Below are 19,519 nucleotides of genomic sequence, written 5' to 3' on the forward strand. Positions count from 1 at the left end.
CGACATATATGCAACAATAATAGATGCATATTAAAATGATCGGGAGTCGTAAATGATCGATGTCCGTTTCCCAACGGCCTTGCAGATGATGCTCAGCCTGGCGCTGGCTCAGGCCGAAGGCGTCGAACGCTTGAGTTCTGCTCAATTGGCTGAGGGGGTCGATTCCAATCCGACCTTTGTCAGACGATTGTTGGTGCCCTTGATTCAGGCGGGCCTTGTTCACTCGACTATGGGGCGAGACGGGGGGGTGAGCCTTGGTGTTGACGCCACTGCGATCACGCTCGGCGATATCTACAAGGTGTCGATGGGGGGCAAGAAGCTGTGGGTCGGGCGCAGCGATATCCCTCACCGCTGTCTCGTCAGCTGTAATGTTGAACGGTTCTTTGGGAATTTGGCTGACGAAGTCGATGAGTCGGTGTCGCGTTTGTTGGGTGGGCGGACACTGGCCGATGCGCTCCAGGAACTTCGCAGCCTCGATACGCAGCGTACGTAGGTGGCGAACCGGGACGCCAGCGCCATGAACTCAGCGTCCGCTGGATCGATACCGAGGAACTACGCAAGGCATTGCTGGCGATAGGATGCACTAAAGAGCAGCGCTAATTGTTCACTTGCCCAATGAGTGATGTGGATTTTTTTGCGCTGATTACCGGTGGCGTTGACCGACAATCGTGACCTCTCCCGCCTCACCATAAACCTCTACCTGGCCGCAAGCTTGCTAATCTTTCGGCATTACGCGAGAGCCGCAGGGATACAGCATGTCGCCCATCTCCAGCAAGGCCAGCTCGGTGACACGAATACCAGTGGTGTGAGTAAGCCACAACAGCATCACGTCACGCTCTGGCAGACGGCCAGTCATCTGGTACTGGTAAATCGTTAGATATGTACCTTCTTAGAAACAAGCCCTTAGAAGCTCGTAGGCATTGCTTGAGAGATGGTCGATGACTTCTCTATCAAAGCAGGCAAAGGAGTTGGATTTCTGATCAGCGCAGAAAGCTGTAGATAGAGCTCGTGTGGGCGGCTGAGGAGTTGATTATCGCTGGTCAATCCTTTTCGGTCTGCTATGGGACTCTATGGAGAGTATCGTCCTGTTCACAATTCTTCAGTTGTCTCCATCCATGCCCATTCTCAATGTTCAGATTTTCTCGTGTGAGATAGACGCTGGTACCAGCAGTGCATAAGATCTGTCGCAACAACATTCTCATTGCTGCTTGAAACCCAATCCCAACACAACAAAAAATTTGGATAGATAAATGGATATTTCGATTGGAACCGTTCTAAGCGCTTCGTCTACGCGATATGGCGATAAAACCACCCAGGTTGCCAACGGGCGCAACTATTCGTGCATGAGGACATTGAGAAAAACGCTTGTAACTTTGGCGATGTGCCTCGCGGCGATGGATGCATCAGCCCAGGCACAACCTGTGGTGCAATTCATCGCCACGGGCGGGACGATAGCCATGAAGATCGACCCGGTGACCAAAGGTGTCGTCCCCGCGATTTCGGGAGATGACCTGATGCAGACGGTGCCAGATGCCGGCAAATACGCGATCGTCGAAGTCAACAACTTCTCGAACATGTCGGCCAACTATGTCGAAGCGAAGTGGTGGACACGTCTCACTAAGGCCGTTGATGATGCGCTCGCGCGTCCCGAGGTCGCCGGCGTTGTCATCGCGCACGGCACCGATACGATGGAAGAAACGGCTTACTGGCTGGACCTAACCGTCAAGTCCGACAAGCCGGTGATCCTGATCGGTGCGCAGCGTAATGCATCCTCGCCCGATTTCGATGGTCCGCGAAACCTGCTCAATGCCATCCGCATAGCTACCACGGCGCAAGCCCGCGGCAAGGGCGTAATGTTAGCGATGAACAACCAGATCAATGCGGCGCGCAGCGTCACCAAGACTCACACAGGAGATGTCGAGACCTTCAAGTCTGGTGACTTCGGCTTTCTTGGCGAGGTCTGGGAGGACAAGGTCATCTTCACTAACGCACCGCTGCGCCGCCAGCATATCGACATCGGTACCGCAGAGATGCCGCGCGTAGAGATTCTAGCCATGTTCGGTGGGGCCGATGGGTCGCTGCTGCGCTATGCTGTCGACCAGGGTGCCAAAGGCATCGTGGTGCAAGCTGTTGGCATGGGCAACATGAACGTCTCTATGTTCGAGGCGGTCAAGTACGCCCTTTCGAAGAAGGTACCGGTGGTGGTTGCGACCCGAGTGCCCAACGGCCGCACGATGCCGGTCTATGGTTTCGTTGGCGGCGGCAAGACCACCTACGAAGCAGGTGCAGTGATGGCCGGCGATCTGAGCCCTCAAAAGGCGCGCCTGCTTCTCATGCTCTTGTTGCAGAGCGGTATTAGCGGTCAGGCAGAACTTCAAGCCGCATTTGATCGCTAGTACTAGTGCGTAGATTCGGGGGTGCCGTCGAAGCTTCTCTGTAAGCCACAACGGGAGCCATTTCGAGTTACAGGCTGGTTTCTATGAGCGGCTGCGGTGCAGTAGCGGGGGAGTCGGGCGAGAACATTTAAGATGTGATCGACTTTCAGACTTCCCGACTCAAGCCCCCGGCTTTCCGCACCTGAGCCGCAACCGCTTCAACGTCTAGCCCCCGGGTAACGCCGCCCCGGCGCTGCTCGAAGGCCAGCCTCTGTCTGCCAGTGCTGATGTGTACGCCGTAGCGTGTGTGATCTACGAGCTGGCGGGGGGCAAACAGCCGTTTCGCAGCTTGTCCTCGGGTCAGCCACGCAATGAGTTTCTGGAGTGTTACCGGCACCTGAGGATTTACCGAAGCACTGTTGATCAGCTTTGCGAGCCGCGCTGGCGTTCGACGTGGCAGACCGAGCGATGAGTTCCAAGCAATTACGTGACGCATTTGCCTTCACTTCATCCAGGCTTCAACGTTTGAGGCATTGGCGTAAAGGGTGATCACAGAACAGGGGCCGAACGATGTGAACCCTTTTAACGAAACGCACTTCAGCCTTCCCAAGGCGACTTCGCAGTGTATCTGCATGTGCGGTCGTTCGTTGGTACTGAAGGCGACAATTAAAGGCGGATGCTCGTTATTAGCCACTACGCCACCTGACCAGTCCGTACCTAGATACCATCCTGTCGTGATTCCGTCGATAACTTCAGGTGCGTTACCCATGAATTTGCATCGGTGTGCACAGGTCCCTGGACGCTGGCCGATGCACTCCAGGAACTTCGAAATCTCGATTCGCTGCACATACGTTGAGAACAGGGGGCGCTCAGCGCGATGAATTCAGCGTCCCCTGGATTGTTTAGGAAGGGGGGCTCGTTGTTGAGTGAATCGTCTGCACCACTTGCTGGAGAGACTTCAGCATGGGCTGGACACACTCCAATAACATTGCTCCCGCCTCGGTGAGTTTCACTTCTGCGCAGCTTCGTTCAAAGAGTTCAAGCCCCAGGCTGTTCTCCAGATTCCTTACTTGCTTGCTCACCGCACTTTGCGTAACAGACAACACCTGGCTCGCCTTGGTGAAGCTTTTCTGGTGCGCCACCGCCTCAAAAAACCACAATGTGTGGAGTGGTACGAATGGTTGGTTTTTCAATGAAATGTCCTTGTTTGCTGCAGTAAAAAACGACGCCCCTTGCACGTGCTACTTGCTGACTTTTACCCCTTTGAATAACAACAGCAGTAACACCCCTGCCAGCAACTCGAAACCTGCGACCAAATACAGTCCTGCGGACAAGCTACCGGTCAGGGTTTTCAGCCAGCCAATCATGTAGGGCGCCACGAACCCTGCCAGGTTGCCGATACAGTTGATCAAGGCAATGCCTCCGGCGGCCGCAGTACCGGCCAAAAAGGCCCCTGGAATCGACCAGAACACCGGGAACGCTGCGAGGATGCCCATGGCCGCAATGGTCAGGGCGATCAATGCCAGAACGGCGTTGCCGATAAACAACCCGGTCCCAATCAGCCCGAGCCCGGCGAGCAGCGCGGCCATGGCGCAATGCACGCGGCGCTCAGAGGTTTTGTCGGAGTGAAAGCCGTTCCACAGCATCGCCGCAGTGCCCAATATGAACGGTATCGAGGAGAGCAGGCCGATACGCATGGTGTCGTCCACCCCCAGCGCCTTGATGACGGACGGGGTCCAGAACGCAATGGTCGCGTTGCCGCTGACCAGGCAGAAATACACCAGGGCACACAACCACAGTTTGGGGTAACGAATCAGCGAACGCAGGTCGCTGTGTTTGCCAGGTGCCTGGTCTTCGCGGGCGATCGTGTCGCTGACCATCTTGCGTTGTGCCGGGCTCAGCCACTTGGCATTGATGGGTTTTTCCGGCAGGTAGCGCAGTACCAGGAAACCAGCGATCACCGAGGGAATGCCTTCGAGAATGAAGAGCCATTGCCAGTTGGCCAGGCTGCCGACCCCCACCATGTGGCTCATGATGAACCCGGCTAGTGGGCCGCCGACCACGCCTGCGATGGCGAAAGAGGTCATGAACATGCCGTTGATCTTTGCGCGTTGCGCCGCCGGGAACCAGTAGGTCAGGTACAGCACCACACCCGGGAAGAAGCCCACCTCAAACGCACCGAGCAGAAACCGCAACACGTAGAACGACCAGGCACTTTCGACATAGGCCATGGCGATGGACGTCAGGCCCCACATAATTGTGATGCGGGCCAGTGTGCGCCGCGCGCCGATTTTTTCCAGCAGCAGGTTGCTGGGCACTTCGAAGAAGAAGTAACCAATGAAGAAAATCCCGGCGCCCAGGCCGTAGACGGCCTCGCTGAAACCCAGGTCCTGCAACATCGCCAGTTTGGCGAAGCCGACGTTGACCCGGTCGATCCAGGCCAGTACGAAGAGGAATACCAGGAACGGGAGCAACCGCCAGGCGATCTTGCGATACACAACCGCCACTTCGTCGGACATCGGCGAGTGGTCCAGTTCCAGCGATGAAGTTGCGTTACTTGGGTTCATAAGTTGTCTCGTCAATTCGTTGCGCATGGAGTACGCAAGCCGATTGGCAGGCGAGTGCGGCCGCACGGGCGGCCGCCGTGGAATTTTTGCTGTGAGTCAATAAGTGAACCAAGGGCAGGTCGCGCCCGCCGTTGGCTCAACGGCAGTGCGTTACGTGCTCTGGCGTAACAGCGCCTCGATCGAACGAGACACTTGCAGCACCCGTGCGTCCTGGCCGTGCAGGCCGGCAATCGACAAGCCTACGGGCAGTTCGTCGCCACGCTGGCAAGGCAGGCTCATGGCGCAGCCGTCCAGAAAATTGAGCACGCTGGTATTGCGCAATACCAGGCCGTTGGTGGCAAAAAAAGCCGCGTCATCCGCCAGGTCGGCAAGCGTTGGCGGCACCACTGCGACACTCGGCAGCAACCACGCATCGGCGTCGCCCAGGCGTTCACGCGCCACGCTGATCAGGCGTTGACGTTCGTCCTGGATGTCCAGGTAATCGGCTGCACTGATGGCCGCGCCACGGCGTATGCGTTGTGCAACGCGTGGGTCATAAGCCTCGCTGCGGTCGCCTTCGAGCCACTGGCGATGGCCCTGCCAGGCTTCGGCCGCCGTGAGCCCGCCTGCAGCATTGATGCGTGGCAGTTCATGCAGCTCCGGGAAGTCGAACCAGCGGATATGTGCACCTGCCTTGGCGAGCAGGTCCAGGCTGCGCTCGAACGCTGCCGCCACGGTGGCATCCAGTTGGTCGAGCACCACGTCGCGGGTGACCGCCAGACGCAACCCGGCCAGCGGCACGGCACGGGTATCCAGCGATTGGCCGCTGAGTATCTGGTCCAGCAGGATGCAGTCGGCGACGCTGTTTGACAGTGCGCCGACCGAGTCCAGGCTGGCGGCCAAAGGGAAGGTGCCGGACATCGGCACACGGCTGGCGCTGGGCTTGAAACCAGTGAGGTTGCAGAAGGCCGCGGGGATGCGGATCGAGCCACCGGTGTCGGTGCCCAAGCCTGCCACCGCCATGCCCAGTGCCACGCTCACGGCGGCGCCGGAGCTGGAACCCCCGGCGATGCGCCCGTCTGCACACGGCGTGAGCGGCGTGCCGTAGTGGGGGTTCCACCCCAGGCCGGAAAAGGCAAACTCGCTCATGTTGGTGCGGCCGAGCAAGATCGCGCCGGCCGCCCTCAGGCGCTCGACGACCACCGCATCGTTGCGGGCGGGCTGTGCATCGGCGAGTAACCGCGAGCCGGCTGCTGTGACTTGCCCGGCCACGTCGAACAAGTCTTTGATCGATACGGGCAGCCCGGCCAGCGCCGACGGCACATAGCCGGATGCACGCGCCAGGTCGCTGGTCCGTGCAGCGTTCAAGGCGCTGCCGGCGTCGACGCTGATATAGGCCGTGCCGCCCGCTGTGCGATGCGCTTCAATACGGTTCAATGCCTCGGTCACCAGTGCCTCACTGGTGGTGCGACCCTCGGCAAGCTTCTGCGCGAATTCTGCAATCGTGGTCATCGTGGGTTTACTCAGCGACAGGCAGCGACTCGACACCGTACTGGTGGCGCAGGCTGCGGTTGAGGATGGGGTCGAACAGTTCCATTTCAAAGGCTTCGCCGTAACCCAGCTCGCCGATCACCGATTGCGTGCCGCAGAACATAGCCGTATCGGCGGGCAACGCGGCGTCGTTATTGAGTTTTGCGAGCAGGGTTGGCGGCGCGAGCAGGTTGGTCACCGGCCCCTCTTGATACAGCGCTCGCACGCCATCACGCACTCGCCAGGTGCGCATCACCAGGTGATCCCAGTGTTCCTGTACCTCGGTGTAGCGCCATACCTGCTGGGCGATGGGTTTGTCGCACATCTGCTTGGACACGGTCACGTCATAGCTTTCGACCTTGCGGTCGGTGTGGTCCGAGCCCAGGCCGATCAACAGGCCTTGCTCGCTCGGGATCAGTACAAACTCGGTCTCACCGGAGGAGTCCTTGCCCGGCACCTGAATAGTCTCGGCGTTGTTCAACAGGCTGGCAGACACACGATAGAAGCACGGTACCTGGGTAGGCCGGCGTACGCCCAGCGCTTCCAGTTCGGCAATGTGGTGTTCGACCGCTTCGCTGTTACGTCCCGCCCAGCCAGCGATGATCAGGTGTTTGATGCTGGCCTGGTGTTCGCCTTGGCCGACGACGTGGAAAGTCATTTGAGTCATGAAAGCTTCTCGTAGTGAGTGATCAAAGCGTGCGCATGATTGCGCGGCGGAAATCGTCAATGTGGTGATGGATCGCGGCAATGGCGGCGGTGCCGTCGCGCTGTTCCACCGCTTCAAGGATTTGCAGGTGTTCGTGGTAGATGCGTTCGCTGTGGTGGTTTTCCGACAAGGTCAGGTACCAGAAGCGAGCCTGTTTTTCGTGCAGGTTGCGCAGCAACTCGGCCAGCACGCGGTTGTGGGCGGCGGCCGAAATCGACATGTGAAACTCCAGGTCAAGCGACATCAGCCCGGCTACGTCGTGCTTGGCTAAAAGGGCAGGGGTGCGCTCCAGAATGTCGCGCATGGCCTGGATGTCAGTGGCCTTGGCGCGCTCAACTGCGAGCTTGACGCACAGCTGTTCGTTGCTGACGCGCACTTCGATCATGTCGAGTACATCGTTAAGCGATAGGGCCGTCACCATCACGCCCTTGCGCGGCATGATTGTGACCATACCTTCCACTTCCAGGCGGTGCAGCGCTTGATGGATGGGGGTTCGGCCGATGCCCAGTGCAGCGGTCAACTGTGCCTCGTTGATCGCATCGCCAGGGCGAAACTCGCAGTTGATGATCCGCTGTTTGATTTGTGCATAGGCCAGCTCACGCAGTTGCGCTGCGCTTTTTGTGGGAGCCGTTGCGGGTGGGTGACGGCTTATAAAATCGGTCGGTTCAAACATGCTCTCTCCTGAAAATCATCTGATATATCAGATGATTTTCAGAACAAAGCAAAGCCTGTGCCAGTTTTTGGCGGGCGGCCTGGAGCATGATCTATGAGGGCTTGGCGAAATCACAAGGGCGGTGGAGGGCAGGGCCGGCTGTGTTACTTGTTACTTATCTGCCCGACTTCGGGCGCGTGTGCTCGATGTTTGTGCGGGCTAGATATCAACTTAAAGGTGGCTAGAGAGCAGGGTCGTTAGCCGATAGCTCCACTAGCGGAATCGTGATGCCCGCTTCCGGCTCAGAGTGTGTAAATACGCGCTTATGCACTGTCGTGCGCGTAGCTGAGTAATTGCTCGCGACAAGTCCTGTGGTCATCACTTGGTCCTAGGAGCCCCTAGCGTCGCTTCTACCTTGCTGGGTGACCAAAAAAGACATCTTTAGGCCGACAGCGCCTTCATTAAGCCGTTGGTACCGAGAGTTTTCTTGACCCGCTTCAGGTTGTAGGCGAGGACGTTCAAGCTCATCTCTGTGAATCGCCCCGGATTTTCTAGACACCTTGCAAGCTGATTGCGTAACGTTTTTCAAACTCTACTGGTGACAACTGATTTCGCTTATCTTCTAGGTGAGAAACCAAAACGACTTTTAAAACGCATTGAAAACCTGGAAATCGCTCGATAGCCGCAAGCGTCGGCTATTTGAGAAATACTAAAATGCGTCGTTTGTAAGAGCATCATTGCATGATGCATTCTCACTTCAATCAGCATCGCACTGAAGCTGATGCCTTCGGTTGCGAGACGTCGCCTTAAGGTAGCTTCACTGACGGCTAGCTCGCGACTAACTTGTGCCGCCGTCCAGTGTTTTTCCGGTGCCTTGGTTAGTAACTGAGTCAACTGCTCAGGCAGACCAGGAGTTGAAGGACGAATAAATACAATGCCCCGCTCTTGCAGCGCCAACAGAAGCCCCAGTAACCGGGTTGTCTGTTGCGACTCTGAAACGGTCGGCGAGCTGATTCCTCGAATGCAAAATTGCAGCGCATCATTCAAATCATCGTCCAGTTCAGTCGTCTTGCATTCATCGACCGTGGGTGCGGCCATGACGTTGTGGCCATAGCGTTGGTGAAACTCAGTGATGAGGCCGGGGGCGAACGTCAAAAAAAGAGAGCTAAACGCCGAACTGTTTTTGTCGGGTGTTTTTTGAATATTCATGATTGAGTTTTTTGCCACGACCATCAGCGTGTGAGAGTCAGCCAACTCCCAAGTCCTTTCACCTCTCGCCAGTGTTAAGTGGCCCGATGTCACAACCAGCAGCGTTGCCTCAAAAAAACGGAAGTCAGTAGCATGCTGAGGCCACATCAGGTGCGGCGTGGCCACCATACAAAGCGCTTGAGCTTTCAGGGATGCACCCGATGGCAGTAGCCAACGGGCGTCGTCCAGTTGCGATGTCGTCACAGGTTTGATTCGCTCCATCGAGAGTGTGTGGTACCTGAAGTTGGCTGCAAAATCACAGGTTCATATTGAGCGTGTAGGTGCCAGTAAGGCTTACCTTGGCCAGTACGTGGCCTTGCAGGGCCTTAAGGATATTGGCGCCGTTAAGCGGGCCTTTTATCGCAAGCTCCGGTACATCCAAAGCGTACAATGTGAACACGTAACGGTGCAGTCGCTCATCGTTCCACGGTGGGCACGGGCCGTCGTACCCATAGTACTCGCCGGACATCTGCGGGTCTGAGGCAAACCAGCTTGTGTAGTCATTGATCCCATGGCGCTGTCCATCGGTTGTGTGAGGGCCGTTTTTGCCTCTCGGGGTAATGGCCGCGCTATGGCTCCCTTCCGGAATTTCCCGCTGGTTCGCAGGAATATCGATCAATAGCCAGTGGTAAAAATCTACACGCGGCAAGGATGCAGAAATCGATTTACCTTCCTGATTCACATCGTCGCCCACACTAGGTACATCGGGATCGTGGCAAATCAGCACGAATGATTGAGTGCGCTCCGGAACCTCTGCCCAGGCTAGATGAGGGTTGCGGTTTGTCGACAGGGCGTAGCGGCTTTGCGCGTCAGGAACAGCAAACGCGTGCTCCCCAGGGATGGGGGCGTTGTCATTAAATGCGTTACTGCTCAGTTTCATGGTTCGGCCTAATGGGTGTGTATCGGGGGGGGGGGCAGCCGCTATGAAGCAGCAGCTGTGGAGGGATTTTAGAGTGGAAGTGAACTCCGGCGTTGACCCACCCAATCATAAACCGCACCGATCCGGTCAACTTGTTCAACTGGCTGCACCACCATCGCCATCGACGATGGCATGCTCGTCAACGCCTAATGTACGAGACAATTCTCCCTTACTACTATCGGCCGCTCATCAACCGTCGCCTCGCGACAGCGTTCGTGAACGTCCAATAATAATAAGTGAGAGTCCTATGTCCCCTGCGAAAACTGCGTTACACGTTGCCATCGGCTATGCGATCTTCGTGTCCTTTGTCGCCAATGCTGCGAACACCGGATCAATTCCTTGTACTACGACAACCGAATGCTCCGCCGAGGCTGGAAAAATTGGCGCCTCGGTCTACAACCGGGCTCCAGGTGGTGGGGCTTACGAAGATCAGTTCAGCGGCCTCAATCGCATTAACAAAGCGTCTATTGTGATGCTGGCCGAGGAGGGCATCGTCAAGGCGCCGATGGCTGGAAAAATAGCCGCGGGTGTCCAGCACGTCATCGATCAGGCTGCGCAACCAGGCGGCAAGCGGCCCAGCGACGTGCTTCAAATTGAACAGATCATGGTCGACTACATCGGCCCTGAGGCATCGCTGATTCACTCGGGACGAAGCCGGCAAGACATGTACGCAACCTTCCGCCTGGCGACGCTACGGGCTCAAGTGCTGGCGTTAAATGAGGCTATGAATAGCACCCGGGCGCACCTGCTCAAGCTTGCGGCGGATAACATCGACACATTGGTACCCGCTTATACCAATGGTGTTCAAGCCATGCCCATTAGCTACGCGCATTATTTGCTGGCGTACGAGGCGGCGTTTGAACGAGATGCCCAGCGTATTCATGAACTCTATGTGCGTTTGAACCAGAGCCCCATGGGCACCGCCGTATTGGCCAACTCCGCATGGCCATTGAACCGCGAACGCCTGGCCACGTTGTTGGGATTCGATGCCGTGCGAGAAAACTCACTGGATTCCAGCCAGGTATCAACATACGACATTCCCCTGGAGGCCACTGGTATCGCGTCTTCTTCGGCGATTCGTATTGGCGCGATGATTGGCGATATCCATACTCAATACCACCAGACGCGGCCCTGGTTGCTACTGGATGAAGGCTCGACCTACACCAGCAGTGCAATGCCGCAAAAACGTAATCCTGGTTTCTTGATGCGCACCCGTGAGTCCGCGTCCGATGTGGTGGGGCTCGCACAGGCAACGACGATCAGGGCACACAATGTCACCACGGGTATGACCGACTACAAGGATGCCTTCGACAGTTTGGGGGTGTTTGGTGCCGCAGAGGAAATGTTCAAGCACATGGACAGCGTACTGGAAGCGTTGACCATCGACCCAAAGCGCTCGCTTGAAGAATTGGAGAACGACTGGACTACTTCAATGGAGTTGGCGGACACGCTGGAGCGCCAATACGGCGTGCCTTTTCGCATTGGGCACAGCTTCGCTTCGCTGATCGTGACACACGCTCGTACGCATGGGCTGTTACCCAAGACGTTCCCCTATGACGTAGCGCAGAAACTTTACACCCAGGCAGCGCAGCAATATCACTGGAAAACCGATAACTTGCCCCTGGATGAGGCCGGTTTTCGCGCAACATTATCGCCGCAGAATATGGTTGCGACCCGCATAGGCATCGGCGGACCGCAGCCTGCCGAGGTCAAGCGCATGTTGGCCGAAGCGCAGACCACGCTAGGCAATGATCAACAATGGGCGCAGCAACATCGCCAACGGCTTCTCGATGCGGATAACACACTAAACGCTGCCTTCTCCAAACTGCTTTCCGCCCACCGTTAACGCGGCAGATGAGGTGCCGGTCGATGCCTTGAAGGGCATCAGCCGGTTTGAGCGAATGCTGTTTCCGGTCGTTCATTGCCCTTCGAGCAAATGGTCCAGAAACAATCCTGCCGCAACGGACAAGGCTTCACGGGACCTCACGCACACACTGATCTCACGGGATGTCCATGCCTCATCCAGCCTGACCATCTTCGCTCGATCGATTTTATAGAGGCTCATACTGCCTTCGGGCAGGATGCCAATCCCGACGCCTGCCTGAACCATCCCGCACAATGCATCGTAGCTGGACACCTCCATGCGGATTTTCAACGAGCGCCCCAGGTCGTTGGCTGCCTTGATCAGTTGAAAGTTGAGGTGGGTGCCACTGCTCAGTGCGACATAAGCATGATCGAGGGTTTCGCTGAAGCTGACGCAATCGCGCACGGCCAACGGATGATCATTGGGAACCAGGAGCACCAGCCGGTCGTGACGGAACGGGAATACTTCGATATCTGCACCGTGAGGCAAGCGGGTGAATATGCCGACATCGGCACGGTTTTCCGCAACTGCCTTGGTAATGGCCAGACTTTGCCGCTCCTCCATGCTCACGCTGATCAACGGGTACAAGTCCATGAATGACTTGATTTTGGCCGGCATGAATTGGGTGATGGCTGAGATGTTGGCCAGTACATGCACCGAGCCACGACGACCGTGGGAGTAGTCGCGCATTTGTACAACGATTTCATTGAGGTTGTTCAGCGCGCTGCGGGCCATGAACAACAGGGAAAGGCCCGCATCCGTTGGGGTGATCCCTTTGTTCGAACGATCCAGCAACTTTGAATCGAGTAGCTCTTCCAGCTCGCTGAGCCGCTTGCTGACCGCTGCCGCCGCGATATGCTCGCGTTTAGCCGCGGCAGCGATGGTGCCTTCTTCAACAACGCTGACAAAGAGTCGCAATGAGACGGGATCAAGTTTCATGTGAGATACCGTGGCATCCAGGCCTAAGGTGTTTATCGTACCTCACAAGGCCTCGACTCAGAATGCTCCGGACAACAGGTGGCCTGCATTCGGTACGTGAGCCGTCAGGCCGAGGGTCTTGAGCATCTGGTAAACCGTGGCGATCGACGCAGACAACACGGGTTTCTCGAGACGATCCTGTACCACCTGAATGGCGGGCAGCGAAGGCATCTGCACGCAGCAGGACAGCACCACGCCGTCGGCCTGGCCAATATTGAGCCGGTCGGCATGGGCCACCAGGTTCATGGGGTCCAGACGGCCGACCTCGAGGTTGTCGGAAACCTCCAGGCTGATGGAGTCGACCACCTCAATGCCAGCGGCTTCGATGTAGTCAATGACTTGTTGGGTCAGTGGTTTCATGTACGGGGTAATGATCGAAATTTTCTTGTACTCGAGCAGGTTCAGGCTGTCGATCAACGCGCCGGCGGAACTAAGTACGGGGGCGTTCGATTGGTTGGAGGCCACCGTTTTACCCAGGCGGGCCTGGGAGACTTTGTGATAGCCGGCTCCCTGACACATGATTGCGACAAGGCAGGCATACGCCATTACATCAACCCGCGCATCGCTGAGTTCCAGCGCACAGCGGTCGCTGTCGATGTCCATCTTTTTCAGCTCTTCGGGGCTGACATGCATCATACGCATACGCGCCGAGTGGAAGGTGAAACGCTCCTCGGGAAAGAGCCCGTAACGCGAGGTCAGCATCGCCGGGATCTCGGTTTCCATAGTGGTGTTGGAGCTGGGAACAATCTGTCCGATACGTAAGCTTTTCATGTAGGTGTTCTCTGTGTGGTGCAATTCAATTGCCGCTGGTGAGTTGAACGCCTTTGGTTTCCTGCAAGGTGAACACCATGATGGCGGCGATCACGTAAGCAACGGAGGCGAGGGAAATGGTCGCTGTAAAGCCGACAATCGGGATCAGGATCGGTACCAGCTTGATCCCGGCAATGGCGCCGATCCGGCCGAAGTTGAAGCAAAAGCCCGAAGCCGTTGCGCGAATGCTGGTGGGGAACAATTCGGCATACCAAGCACCGAAGCCGCTGAAATAACCGGTAAAAAAGCCCAGCAGCGCTGCCAGTGAGCCCAGGGTAACGACGTTCTGGGTGGTGAAAGTCAGCTTCCCGTCCGTCAACGGCATCAAGGTCGCCGAGTAGGCGAAAACGGGCACCATGATCGCCATGCCGGCGAAGAAGGTCGCGAACGCCAGGCGCCGACCGATGCTCTCCGCCAGGTAGCCGTAAGCCAGGTAACCTATCGTGGCGCCGATGCCGATCCAGATAATGAACACCGGTGCCTGGTCGATGCGCACGTTCAATATGTTCTGCAGGTAGGCAGGCATGAAGGTTGTGATGATCCAATAGCCATACATGCCGAGTACCGAAATGCTGAGGCCCAGCAGCGTGGTTTTCAGGTAATTGGTGCTGAAGATTTCTGTGAGGCGGCCTTTGTCGGTGTTATTGCGCATGAACTCGCGGTTGGCCAGCCAAACCGGCGACTCTTTGACGAACAACCCAATGAATATCAGAGTCAGGAACGACGGGATTGAAGCGTAGATAAACAGCATCCGCCACGAGTCCGGGTTATTGCTGTCGAGAAAGTTCCAGGCGAAAACCGCAGCAAGAAGGCCACCGCCGGACCAGCCGGTTTGCATGACCGCGAAGGCCTTGGCCCGACCTGCAGGCGGCCAGATCTCCGAGACCAGTGCTGCCGCGGCTGACCACAAGCCACCCACACCGATGCCGACGCAAAAGCGAAACAGATCAAGCTGCCAAAGGGTTTCGGCAAAGCCGCACAGGAAAGTGCCGGTGCCGTATACCAACACGGACAGCATCATGGTTCTCTTGCGCCCAATCTTGTCGCAAAGGTTTCCCAGGAAGAATCCGCCGATTCCCGTGGCGAGCAGGAACCATGCAACCGTGGAGACAACATCGCTCAAACCCACGGCGAAGGTTGTCGCAATCGCCAGCAGCACGAAGCCGAAGATGGTTGCGTCCAGTGCATCAAACAGCCACGCCGCCCAAGAGCCTCCCAATGTGGCGTAGCGTTGGTTAGTGGTCAGCGGCAGGCCGCGCTTGGCGCTTGAAGCATGGGTCATAGACCCGGAAGCGGGGTTGTTCATGAAAAGCCTCACAAAGATGGTTTTATTATTCTTGGGAAAATGCGCCACAGCCGTTGATCGTTGCCGTGCGAATGCTCATGAAGTAGTGATGGTAGTGGCGGGGGAGAGGAGGCGTATATCAGGCATTTGTGAGCTTGCCATCGCGCTTCGCGATGGCAGCCGGAGCAGTCCGAGTGTGTGAAACAGCCAGTATTTTTGCTGCAGGTGGCCTTAGCTCTTACCGTGTCTTCAGAGCATGGTCGGTAATGAAATACACCGGATTGCTAAAGCCCCCTTTTGATGTGCCGATGTCAAATGTTGGAAGACAATCCAACACCACCGGAAGCCTCAATATTCTGTCCCGTAATCCAGCGAAAATCATCCGAAAGTAACGATGCGATCACGACGCCAACATCGCCGGCTTCGCCCAAGCGTCCCATCGCCGTTATGCTGGCCATATGTTCGGCAATCCCCGGGTACTTTTCATAGGCGTCATCGCAATCCGCGCGCGGGTAGCTCCCGGCGCGACAGAGTTGACGCGGATTCGGCGATCGCTGAATTCCTTGACCATATAGCTGGTCAACAATCATCGATCTCTTCCTCAGCGATGCCTATATCAGAAAGAAGTGCCAGCCCTAAGATCGACTACTTCCGCCATAGGGGGCCGTAGAGTCCGCCGCCATCACCCTGGAGCCTTTCCAGCCCACGCGATGGTGTGTGGTTTTGGAGGTGCTGAAGCGAATACAAAACCCGTGAACTCTTTTTTTTCCGTAAATCTAGGTCGCCGACTTTGTAGCTTGCGATGGCGGTTCGATAAACAACCGCGTTTGCGTTATTTGCGACCCCCTGAAAGACAACGATGCTCTCAAGCTTCTCAAGAGCCCATTCACTTCGACCGCTGACCGTCGGAGGACACATCATGTGGACATGCTCGACCACGACGTCTTTCACCGCGGAAAGGTAATGCTGCAATTCATACGCGCATTCGATCACAGCAGCTCGGTTTTTCTCACCCGTGCGCATAGACGTGATGGTAGCGATGAAGCAAGGACCTTCGATTTCGCCATGAGTCCAGGTGCGAACCTCTCGATGGGCTGCGTCAAAAACAAAAATCACTCAAGGCACCGTGATAAGTGAGTTATGGCTGCTCAAGTGAGCAGCAAGGACTGGCCCGACGTAAGGATGGCGTACGGGGAGGATTACGGCAGAGAATCACACGAACACACTAATTCTACCTAAATGAATACTATAGATTGTAGTCCTATAGTGCTCAAAAAGGCTTCATCGTTCCTTTTGCGAGGAACGGTAATGGAAGTCAAAGAAGCCTTCGGGATTGCGTTGCGTAACGCGCGCGCACGGCGAGGTCTGACTCAGGAAGATTTTCACGGTATCAGCAGCAGGACCTACCTGAGCACCCTAGAAAGGGGTCTTAAGAATGTCACCTTAGAAAAAGCAGTAGAGCTTGCCAGACGTACGGGGGTCCACCCGTTGACCCTTATAGTTGAAATGTTCTTGATTCTCGAGCCTGAAGCGGATCTTGCCTCCCTGTTTAAGCAAGTCATCAAAGAAATCGAGTCCTGATTTTGGGTCCAGCTAAGAGAAATCACCGGCGGCCAAGAGGCTTAGCCTCCGGTGTTTCGAGCTCGGGGCGGAGTAAAACGCTTTTCGTCTGCGTATGCCGCTTGCATTTCGATATTTGAAAGATGAACACTATAGGGCACAATGCTTACTCAGCAGACGAAAATCAGGTCGCCGCTGTCGATTTTAGGGTAATAGCATAGACATGCGTAAAACCTCCAACGTCTAAGTCGGCCCCTTCTACACAGAAATGCCTATGGCTGACGCGGCTATTCCCTGACTTACACCGCAAGAAAACACCAACCTGGAGGCCCGCATAATCATTTCAAAACCGCGGAAAATTTTTCCCAGGTGATTGAGGTGATGGAACGCGCCGGATTGCTTTGGGCTAGCGCAAGGTACGCAGCATTAGGTGCCGATTGCTAAACAAAAACGCTCGTAAGGCTGGGGTCGAATAGAGGAGGGCAGTGATAGCGATACATTACGCTGCCCTAGTCCCTATGCTCCATCTGTATTTGTCGGTAACGAAATCGGGAATTCGCGTAAATGCGCGATGAATCGTCAGCACGTAAACAGAGGCCGATCAGATGGACGACATGAGCAGGGCTACACAAGCTCTTCGTGCGGCTCGAAAGGTTGTATTTTTCACAGGTGCCGGTATTTCAGCAGAGAGTGGTATTCCCACTTTCCGGGATAAGCTCACGGGGCTATGGGCGAAGCATGATCCCCAGCGCCTCGAAACGGCAACCGCGTTTCGAGAGAATCCGGCTTTGGTTTGGGGTTGGTACCTATGGCGTCGCAATCAGGCGAAGCAAGCAAAACCTAACGCCGCACACCACATGGTTACGCACCTGGCTGACTCAGGCCGAAGTGTCTTCGTGGTAACTCAGAATATTGACGACTTGCATGAACGTGCCGGCTCTCGAAATGTATTGCACCTCCATGGAAGCTTGGCCACACCGATCTGTTTCGCATGCAAGCGTTCCGCGGATCTGACAAACGAGCAAACGGCGATCTCTGATGAGTTTGCGCTTATCCAACCACCTCGCTGTCTGCGCTGCAACGGTCGGCTCCGGCCCGGGGTAGTTTGGTTTGGGGAGGACCTCCCAGACGGAGCGTGGAAAACAGCGATTGCTGAAGTAAAAAGCTGCGACGTCCTGATATCCGTCGGCACCTCAGGCGTTGTCCGCCCTGCGGCTGATATTCCCGAAATCGCTATGGCAGCAGGTGCAACGGTCATCCATGTGAACTTATCAGATGTGGCTCTGGGTAACCCGAACGAGTTGATGCTGGTAGGCTCGGCAGCGAAGTTACTGCCTCTCCTACTGCTAGCCATCAATGATCCTCTCTAGGCAAACGCTGCAGCAATTTAAGTTGACGATGCTCTATAAATGGTAAACCAAACCGACCGAGTGGCGGTAAGTCTTGAGGCGGGCGATGAAGATTATTGAGCGAGTCGAGATAGAGGTAGTAACCGACGTAAAGTGCGACGTGTGTAGATGCTCAACCCGATCGGAGATCGATGGACTTCAGTTCGCAACTCTCCACGCACACTGGGGTTTTGGCACAAAGCATGATGGCGAACGGTATGAGCTCCATCTCTGTGAGAACTGCTTCTTCGGAACGATTGCTTACATAAAGCAAGAGCGGCGCATACAGAGTCTTTTCGATGAACGTGACCAAACTAACTCTGAAGAACTTGGCTTGGTTGTCAGAGGTGACTTTTTTGGTGACTCCAGGCAGTAGGTAGGGAAACTCTCGACATTTGCAAGAGGGTATTTTAACAAAATGTCGACGTAACCTGATGATAGGATCATCAAAATCTTGCTATTCCGGCTTGGAGGAGTAGACCCGTTGAGATTTTCAACTGAACAGCACCGAAATAAAAGGAGTGAACGGTTGCGTATCTTAGGCGCCAAGGAATTTTGGGCCTTCAGTTCCGTTCGCTATGCACTTAGGGACTCAGAGCGATTGCTCCAAATCAAGAACGGATTTCCCGCCCATCTTTTTCAAGCCATGCTCCGGACTTTTAACCTTCAAGAACACGCCTTGGCCGTTCTCCTCAATATATCAATGGCAACGTTTGAACAGAGAGTACGAGAGCAGCGAACCCTTGGTACCGCCGCGTCCGAGCGGCTGGATCGAATCGCTACCGTTTCACACCTGGCCGAAAAAGTCTTTGAGAATAGAGATGCCGCGGCTCAATGGATGGCAAGACCAAATAAAGCCATCGGCGGTAGCTTACCAATTATGCTGTGCGAGACTGAAATTGGTGCTCGGCAAGTCCGCCGGGCACTCCGTGCTTTGGGCTCTGGAGGCATAGTATAATTGCATCCGTATCGACTACGAGAGCAGCTATAAGCCGTCGGTGCGTGACAGCAGAAAACGGGCTGCGGCAATCATGAGCCTGATTCAGTCGGCACGCATGATCGGGCATGACCCGTATGGCTATCTCAAGGATGTACTTACGCGGTTGCCGACACAGAGGGCCAGTGAAATTGGACAGTTGCTGCCGCACCAGTGGGTAGCTCCATCGCATTGATCTAATGGGCGTAACCCACTAGATTTCCCATTTTTTCCCCTGTCGTTGGCTAGATTTTCTTAACCGCGCCAAGATTTTCTTAAAATGTGCGCCGAGCACTCAGAAAATATTAACCGAAAATTGTAGTGGTCTAATGAAACCGGGCACCCATTTAGTCGAGAATGCTCGCTAGATCCAGGTGTCAGATGACCAAACAACGCCGCTCCTTTACGGCTGAATTCAAACGCGAGGCTGCCGACCTCGTGCTCAAGCAAAACTACAGCTACATCGAAGCCCGCCGCTCACTCGGCGTTGGTGAGTCAGCGCTGCGCCGGTGGGTTGACCAGGTTCAGGAAGAACATAAAGGCGTCACTCCGCAGAGCAAGGCGCTGACCCCAGAGCAGCAGAAAATTCAGGAACTGGAAGCCCGGATCGCTCGGCTTCAGCGAGAGAAATCAATACTAAAACCCAGGGTCGAAACTCACGACGATAAAACGCAAGATGTGT

19 protein-coding genes and 3 pseudogenes are annotated in these 19,519 nt (G+C 55.8%); 9 read left to right on the top strand and 13 right to left on the bottom strand.

Annotated features, from left to right (window positions below):
- Nucleotides 1-52: 52 nt before the first annotated feature.
- Nucleotides 53-493 carry an RrF2 family transcriptional regulator gene (locus tag HKK54_RS27310; protein ID WP_169388484.1) on the top strand — a complete coding sequence of 147 codons (441 nt, stop codon included), beginning with the start codon at nucleotides 53-55 and terminating at the stop codon, nucleotides 491-493.
- Between the two features lie 222 nt (nucleotides 494-715).
- Here HKK54_RS27310 and HKK54_RS33725 read toward each other — a convergent pair whose 3' ends face one another.
- Entirely contained in the window at nucleotides 716-856 is a 141-nt protein-coding gene (locus HKK54_RS33725) for a hypothetical protein (protein WP_237151005.1), read from the bottom strand.
- A 394-nt stretch (nucleotides 857-1,250) separates the two neighbouring features.
- Here HKK54_RS33725 and HKK54_RS27320 point away from each other — a divergent pair, with 394 nt between their 5' ends.
- On the top strand, nucleotides 1,251-2,396 hold the full coding sequence (locus tag HKK54_RS27320) for an asparaginase (protein ID WP_237151006.1): 1,146 nt from the start codon (nucleotides 1,251-1,253) through the stop codon (nucleotides 2,394-2,396).
- A 166-nt stretch (nucleotides 2,397-2,562) separates the two neighbouring features.
- Nucleotides 2,563-2,924 (top strand): annotated as a pseudogene (locus HKK54_RS33730) (serine/threonine protein kinase); the annotation flags it as partial.
- A 353-nt stretch (nucleotides 2,925-3,277) separates the two neighbouring features.
- Here HKK54_RS33730 and HKK54_RS27325 read toward each other — a convergent pair.
- The 7 genes from HKK54_RS27325 to HKK54_RS27355 all read right to left on the bottom strand — a co-directional run bounded on the left by HKK54_RS27325 (nucleotide 3,278) and on the right by HKK54_RS27355 (nucleotide 9,937).
- Entirely contained in the window at nucleotides 3,278-3,568 is a 291-nt protein-coding gene (locus HKK54_RS27325) for a LysR family transcriptional regulator (RefSeq protein ID WP_237151007.1), read from the bottom strand.
- A 48-nt stretch (nucleotides 3,569-3,616) separates the two neighbouring features.
- Nucleotides 3,617-4,942: an MFS transporter gene (locus HKK54_RS27330; protein WP_169388485.1), complete on the bottom strand. Its 1,326-nt coding sequence runs from the start codon at nucleotides 4,940-4,942 to the stop codon at nucleotides 3,617-3,619.
- 150 nt (nucleotides 4,943-5,092) lie between these two features.
- Nucleotides 5,093-6,433 (bottom strand): amidase, encoded by a 1,341-nt coding sequence (locus HKK54_RS27335; RefSeq protein ID WP_169388486.1) that lies wholly within the window; start codon nucleotides 6,431-6,433, stop codon nucleotides 5,093-5,095.
- A 7-nt stretch (nucleotides 6,434-6,440) separates the two neighbouring features.
- On the bottom strand, nucleotides 6,441-7,118 hold the full coding sequence (locus tag HKK54_RS27340) for a DUF2848 domain-containing protein (protein WP_169388487.1): 678 nt from the start codon (nucleotides 7,116-7,118) through the stop codon (nucleotides 6,441-6,443).
- 22 nt (nucleotides 7,119-7,140) lie between these two features.
- Complete coding sequence (locus HKK54_RS27345) at nucleotides 7,141-7,830, bottom strand: GntR family transcriptional regulator (RefSeq protein ID WP_169388488.1); 690 nt, start codon at nucleotides 7,828-7,830, stop codon at nucleotides 7,141-7,143.
- A 594-nt stretch (nucleotides 7,831-8,424) separates the two neighbouring features.
- Nucleotides 8,425-9,279 (bottom strand): helix-turn-helix transcriptional regulator, encoded by an 855-nt coding sequence (locus HKK54_RS27350; protein ID WP_169388489.1) that lies wholly within the window; start codon nucleotides 9,277-9,279, stop codon nucleotides 8,425-8,427.
- Between the two features lie 34 nt (nucleotides 9,280-9,313).
- Nucleotides 9,314-9,937, bottom strand: coding sequence for a YbhB/YbcL family Raf kinase inhibitor-like protein (locus HKK54_RS27355; protein WP_169388490.1), 624 nt, complete (start codon nucleotides 9,935-9,937; stop codon nucleotides 9,314-9,316).
- Between the two features lie 286 nt (nucleotides 9,938-10,223).
- On the opposite strand from HKK54_RS27355, the gene HKK54_RS27360 reads away from it, so the two are divergent.
- Nucleotides 10,224-11,822, top strand: coding sequence for an argininosuccinate lyase (locus tag HKK54_RS27360; protein ID WP_169388491.1), 1,599 nt, complete (start codon nucleotides 10,224-10,226; stop codon nucleotides 11,820-11,822).
- Nucleotides 11,823-11,894: 72 nt separating this feature from the next.
- On the opposite strand, the gene HKK54_RS27365 is transcribed toward HKK54_RS27360, so the two are convergent.
- The 5 genes from HKK54_RS27365 to HKK54_RS27385 all read right to left on the bottom strand — a co-directional run bounded on the left by HKK54_RS27365 (nucleotide 11,895) and on the right by HKK54_RS27385 (nucleotide 16,029).
- A complete protein-coding gene (locus HKK54_RS27365; RefSeq protein ID WP_169388492.1) occupies nucleotides 11,895-12,779 on the bottom strand; it encodes a LysR family transcriptional regulator in 885 nt (294 codons plus the stop codon).
- A 57-nt stretch (nucleotides 12,780-12,836) separates the two neighbouring features.
- Complete coding sequence (locus tag HKK54_RS27370) at nucleotides 12,837-13,589, bottom strand: maleate cis-trans isomerase family protein (RefSeq protein ID WP_169388493.1); 753 nt, start codon at nucleotides 13,587-13,589, stop codon at nucleotides 12,837-12,839.
- 25 nt (nucleotides 13,590-13,614) lie between these two features.
- Complete coding sequence (locus HKK54_RS27375) at nucleotides 13,615-14,982, bottom strand: MFS transporter (protein WP_237151008.1); 1,368 nt, start codon at nucleotides 14,980-14,982, stop codon at nucleotides 13,615-13,617.
- Between the two features lie 242 nt (nucleotides 14,983-15,224).
- Nucleotides 15,225-15,503, bottom strand: coding sequence for an SDR family oxidoreductase (locus HKK54_RS27380; protein WP_169388494.1), 279 nt, complete (start codon nucleotides 15,501-15,503; stop codon nucleotides 15,225-15,227).
- Nucleotides 15,504-15,558: 55 nt separating this feature from the next.
- On the bottom strand, nucleotides 15,559-16,029 hold the full coding sequence (locus HKK54_RS27385; protein WP_169388495.1) for a hypothetical protein: 471 nt from the start codon (nucleotides 16,027-16,029) through the stop codon (nucleotides 15,559-15,561).
- A gap of 192 nt (nucleotides 16,030-16,221) precedes the next feature.
- On the opposite strand from HKK54_RS27385, the gene HKK54_RS27390 reads away from it, so the two are divergent.
- From HKK54_RS27390 to HKK54_RS27410, 5 genes and pseudogenes are all read left to right on the top strand, one after another.
- Complete coding sequence (locus HKK54_RS27390; protein WP_169388496.1) at nucleotides 16,222-16,494, top strand: helix-turn-helix domain-containing protein; 273 nt, start codon at nucleotides 16,222-16,224, stop codon at nucleotides 16,492-16,494.
- Nucleotides 16,495-17,078: 584 nt separating this feature from the next.
- Nucleotides 17,079-17,843: an SIR2 family NAD-dependent protein deacylase gene (locus HKK54_RS27395; RefSeq protein ID WP_169388497.1), complete on the top strand. Its 765-nt coding sequence runs from the start codon at nucleotides 17,079-17,081 to the stop codon at nucleotides 17,841-17,843.
- A 619-nt stretch (nucleotides 17,844-18,462) separates the two neighbouring features.
- Nucleotides 18,463-18,819: a type II RES/Xre toxin-antitoxin system antitoxin gene (gene parS / locus HKK54_RS27400; protein ID WP_272903155.1), complete on the top strand. Its 357-nt coding sequence runs from the start codon at nucleotides 18,463-18,465 to the stop codon at nucleotides 18,817-18,819.
- Between the two features lie 49 nt (nucleotides 18,820-18,868).
- Nucleotides 18,869-19,033 (top strand): annotated as a pseudogene (locus HKK54_RS27405) (transposase domain-containing protein); the annotation flags it as partial.
- Between the two features lie 185 nt (nucleotides 19,034-19,218).
- Nucleotides 19,219-19,479, top strand: a pseudogene (locus HKK54_RS27410) (transposase); the annotation flags it as partial.
- Nucleotides 19,480-19,519: the final 40 nt, after the last annotated feature.

Source organism: Pseudomonas sp. ADAK13, assembly GCF_012935715.1.
Lineage (GTDB): Bacteria > Pseudomonadota > Gammaproteobacteria > Pseudomonadales > Pseudomonadaceae > Aquipseudomonas.